The organism is Lactobacillus xujianguonis, from assembly GCF_004009905.1.
GTDB lineage: Bacteria > Bacillota > Bacilli > Lactobacillales > Lactobacillaceae > Lactobacillus > Lactobacillus xujianguonis.
In genome coordinates this window covers 1-4,102 of sequence record NZ_ML136927.1, presented here as the reverse complement: position 1 = coordinate 4,102, position 4,102 = coordinate 1, and the positions used below count along the sequence as shown (strand labels likewise).

General features: G+C 43.0%; 11 protein-coding genes. All 11 read left to right on the top strand.

Features of this window, described 5'->3' with window-relative positions; genetic code table 11:
• Positions 1–315 (top strand): conserved phage C-terminal domain-containing protein (locus EJK17_RS11060; RefSeq protein WP_210403772.1); only part of this gene is annotated, 315 nt, incomplete at its 5' end.
• Positions 316–328: 13 nt separating this feature from the next.
• Positions 329–778: a helix-turn-helix domain-containing protein gene (locus EJK17_RS12060; RefSeq protein ID WP_127796430.1), complete on the top strand. Its 450-nt coding sequence runs from the start codon at positions 329–331 to the stop codon at positions 776–778.
• Complete coding sequence (locus tag EJK17_RS11050) at positions 771–1,016, top strand: hypothetical protein (protein ID WP_127796429.1); 246 nt, start codon at positions 771–773, stop codon at positions 1,014–1,016. The genes EJK17_RS12060 and EJK17_RS11050 overlap by 8 nt, the downstream gene beginning before the upstream one ends.
• Complete coding sequence (locus EJK17_RS11045) at positions 979–1,764, top strand: ATP-binding protein (protein ID WP_127796428.1); 786 nt, start codon at positions 979–981, stop codon at positions 1,762–1,764. Before EJK17_RS11050 ends, EJK17_RS11045 begins: the two co-directional genes overlap by 38 nt.
• Positions 1,765–1,766: 2 nt before the next feature.
• Positions 1,767–1,922 carry a hypothetical protein gene (locus EJK17_RS11550; protein WP_161494910.1) on the top strand — a complete coding sequence of 52 codons (156 nt, stop codon included), beginning with the start codon at positions 1,767–1,769 and terminating at the stop codon, positions 1,920–1,922.
• A gap of 235 nt (positions 1,923–2,157) precedes the next feature.
• A complete protein-coding gene (locus EJK17_RS11545; protein ID WP_161494911.1) occupies positions 2,158–2,334 on the top strand; it encodes a hypothetical protein in 177 nt (58 codons plus the stop codon).
• A 186-nt stretch (positions 2,335–2,520) separates the two neighbouring features.
• Positions 2,521–2,790 carry a hypothetical protein gene (locus EJK17_RS11040; protein WP_103661929.1) on the top strand — a complete coding sequence of 90 codons (270 nt, stop codon included), beginning with the start codon at positions 2,521–2,523 and terminating at the stop codon, positions 2,788–2,790.
• 2 nt (positions 2,791–2,792) lie between these two features.
• Entirely contained in the window at positions 2,793–2,978 is a 186-nt protein-coding gene (locus tag EJK17_RS11035; protein ID WP_103661930.1) for an integrase, read from the top strand.
• Positions 2,975–3,319, top strand: a complete 345-nt coding sequence (locus EJK17_RS11030) for a hypothetical protein (protein WP_103661931.1) — start codon at positions 2,975–2,977, stop codon at positions 3,317–3,319. Before EJK17_RS11035 ends, EJK17_RS11030 begins: the two co-directional genes overlap by 4 nt.
• A 9-nt stretch (positions 3,320–3,328) precedes the next feature.
• On the top strand, positions 3,329–3,664 hold the full coding sequence (locus EJK17_RS11025) for a hypothetical protein (protein ID WP_103661932.1): 336 nt from the start codon (positions 3,329–3,331) through the stop codon (positions 3,662–3,664).
• A 220-nt stretch (positions 3,665–3,884) separates the two neighbouring features.
• Positions 3,885–4,102: hypothetical protein (locus EJK17_RS11660; protein WP_210403771.1), on the top strand; the 218-nt coding region annotated here is incomplete at its 3' end.

Here is a 4,102-nt window from a genome sequence, read left to right as displayed (position 1 = left end):
ATTGATTACTTAAATCAGAAAACTGGCGCTCACTATAAACCATCAAGTAAAGCTAATCAAAGATTGATCAAGGCTAGATTCAAAGAAGGATATAAGTTAGATGACTTTAAGACAGTCATAGATAATAAAGCCTTCGACTGGCAGGGCACGCCCTACTGGAAGTATATGAGACCGTCGACCCTCTTTGGTGCAAGCAAGTTTGACGGCTATCTCAATGCTAATAACCTAAACCAAACCCGCAACACACCAGCTAGCGGGGGCTATGGTGGCACGGTCGACATATCAAGCATACCGGACGACAAGTTGCCGTTTTAAGGAGTGATAAATCATGAGTACGCTATCGGAGAACTTGAAAAGGATACGTAAAGAAAAAGGACTGTCGCAAACAGAACTAGGCAAAAGAATAGAAATGTCACCGCAGGCAATACACTACTACGAAACCGGCAAGCGTGAGCCTAATTATGAGACCTTGCGCCATCTAGCCGGCGTGTTAAGCGTGTCTATCGCTGACTTAGTAATGGACAAGGCTGACGAGTTCGAAGACCAGAACCGGCAGTTAGAGAACGATAACGATGATCTAACTGAGGAGAACCAGCAACTATACGACGAAAATCAAGACCTTAAGGATAAGTTAGAGGACCGTGAGAACCGGCTAGCGGGCATATGGAAACAAGCACAAGACCTAATAAGCGATCTTGTTGATGAAAGACCATACGATGGTATCCAATGGGTCTACGACGACTTAGACGAAATCATGGAGCGGGCCGATTATGACTGATAAGGAACGTATAAAGCAGCTCACAAAAGAGCGCGATGACGCACTTGCGTTATGTGCCGAAGTGATTGAAGAGTTGCAATTTATCCAAATAGGGTTACATAACCACCCCGACGTCTTAAGTGAAAATGAACTGTCTTACGAGATTGACGGCGTAATTAGCCTAATGTACCGCACCATAGGAAGGAGCAGGATAGAAAACGATGAAAGGCTTAGCAAATTTAAAGATCAAGACACTTAAATCGACTGAGACCTGCCCTATCCACCATATCCCGCTCGAATATCTAAAGGGCATGAAGCCGTTTTGTGTGGAGTGCCAACGTGAAGAAACCGAACGCGAGAAAAAGCAGCAAGTCGAGGACTTCAAAATTGAAAGCGTGAGAAGTGTCTTAACTAAGCTCTCACTGGTCGATGATGCAAGCGAGTATAATCATACGTTTAAGAATTTTGACGCCCCAGAGGGGACGAGAGAAGTCCAAATTAAGAAGCAAACGCGCATGATCGCCTACCGGTATCTCAAAGACAGAGACGACGAGTTTAACACAATCATGTACGGGACACCGGGGCAAGGTAAGACGCACTTAGCAATGGCTATGCTTAACGCGGTTAACGACAATGCAAAGCAACCACAAAAGTGTCTATTTGTTAATACAGTTAGCTTGATACAAGCGATTAAAGACAGCTGGGACGACCCCACGGCACGGTGGACGGAAAAATACGCCATCAAGCTATTAAAGGGCGTCGACTTATTAGTCCTTGATGATCTCGGCAGTGAGAGTGCCATGAACGTGGGTGACAAGACCGCGAGCCAGTTTGTGCAAGACATCTTATACAAGGTGACCAACCGGCAGCATCGCATTATTACAACGACCAACCTCACGCTTGACCAACTGCAACGGGTCTACAACGCAAAGCTAGTTAGCCGCTTAAGGGCAGGCAGTCGCAACAGTGCGATTGATTTTACAGGGATTACAGACAAGAGGTATTGAAAATGAATTTTTGGCTAGGAGTTTTGTTGATCTTATTTTGGTCAATGGTAACTGATAGTTTTGAGAAGCACCCAAGTTGGGTATCTGCTATTCAGAGTGTTGCAAGTGGCCTAGCCATCGTGGCAGTTGTGGTCTATAGATTGATTTTTAAGGCATAAATATTTTAAAGGTGAGTAGGTGTACAAGTGGAGCAAGAGCGGACTGATGTGATTAGCTTTTTAACTAGTTCACTTTTAACGCATGCGTTTAACAATTGAATTGTTAATAATCGACCAAATCTTAATATCAAAATTAGTGAAAACTCAAGGGTTGATTGTGAAGGCAGATTCTGCAAGTTTATTTTTGAAGTTGATGGTGGTTGGTCTGCTTTAGTTATGTATGAGGAGCATGAAGATGAAACAAAGAAGAGTTAAGTTTCCGCAACAAGTGACGCTATCAACCATTATTGGGCTTGATTTATTGGCTAATCCGCGCTTTATGAATCAGTTCGATAGCCTTGTTCTTAAATTGGCAAGAAACATCATTGCCAAGCGTGTAGCACAGTTAATCGCAAAGGAGAATGAAAAGTAAAAATGTATAAGGATCAAGATTTGATGCATGCAGTTTTATCAAACGGTGAGCATTACACCAGAATCAGAAGAAAATCATTTTTTGACCAAGATGGGATTCCTTTAAATCATGAACGTGATTTTATCAAATTTTTAGCGAGCCGAGATAAAAAGCTAAGGAAGTCAATCGTAAGGGAGAATGAAAGCTGTGAAGGACACAAAAGAAATTACTGACTGTAAACAGTTGGCGGATGGCAATGTATATCGATTGTCACAGCGTGGCACTACTGCAACGGCTATCTTTCATGAAGTGAAGCCGGTTAAAGCTAAGCAAGGCGAGTGGAAGACAAACGAAGTACCGTATGCGGGCTTTTTCCACTATGATGGCCAGTATTTGCCTCTGATCATTTGGCAAGGCACACGTGAAGAATTATGGAAGGTACTGAAAGACAATGATGTAACTATAACGGAGGTGTAAGCATGGAGCGCGTTTATGCAATGTACCGCGGTGACGAGTTTGTCGACGTCGGTACGATCAAAGAGTTGGCCAAGAAGTATAATCGGTCGCCGGTCACGATTAAGAAGCGAGCTACACCGGCAGCACACCGAAAAGACAAGGACCATAGCTTACTACTGTACAAGTTAGATGATGAGGACAACGTATGAAAGTTAACGATTTTCAGTTCTGGTATAAAGGCCATCAAATACTAGCTTGCCACATGCATGACGCATATTATCACTACTACATAGGCTTAACCGAGCCACGAACCATTAGAAATAAGCAGTTCGACAAGGCTTTACACGATTATTTCGATAACGACAAAGCTATTACAATTGCGTACGTTTTTCCGGAAGTTTACGCAAAGAAATATCTGTATAGTTCGGCGGCTCTCGACTTTATCTCTACGAGAAAAGATGGCATCGAAACAGCTATGCACCTATGCGATGCGGTGGCGGCATTTGACTATCCGGAACGAGACTACAAAGAGTACAAGTTCACGGTATAAGGAGACGTTATGGAAGAAGAAGAATTTATTAAAAGATGGAATGACCTTAATCTAAAGCCCGGAAATGTTATTGATGTTGACTTTAAATGTGACAAAAGCGACGACCAATATCTCACTTTGTTAATTACTCGCGAAAATATCCCTTATGATTACAGCTATCACTATGGGGCTGTAATCATTGATGGCGAGTGTGATGGAACTAAACCGGGCGACAGTTTAGGAACAACAAGCGATTTTGAATACTTAGGCAAGTATATTTACTGTCAAGCGAGTCTTTTAGGAAAAATTAGGGGACTGTCGGAAAAATATGACGATATAGATCAATGGGGCTATTGCATGTACTAATTGAGAGCGAGGCGAGAGCGTGAATTTGTTAGAGCATTACTTAGAACCGGGCTACACAGCGAGAGTGCTAACCGGTGACGAGAGTCCAGTTAAAGGCGTCACGTACGTGGAGTTTGACGGTAAGGTCAACTGCTACGGCACAGTAAGACGCACAAAAGCGTTGTTTGAGCTGGACGAGTGGCAAGAGATTGAGAAGAAAGGCTATTACATGGCGTAGATTATGAAAGTAATTGATATTAAGAGCAAACAAAGTAGAGACTACCAACCGGGTGACGTGTTTCGGTGCATTGCTGCTCGCGACAGGGCGGACTTCTTTATGCTAATTGTGCATCATGAAGAAGCATTACCGCCTATAGGTGATGTCCAATCTTACAAGCGTTGGTATGGCCTTGTTCATTTGTCCTATGGCTCAATGTTTTATGACAAAAGAATAAAAGA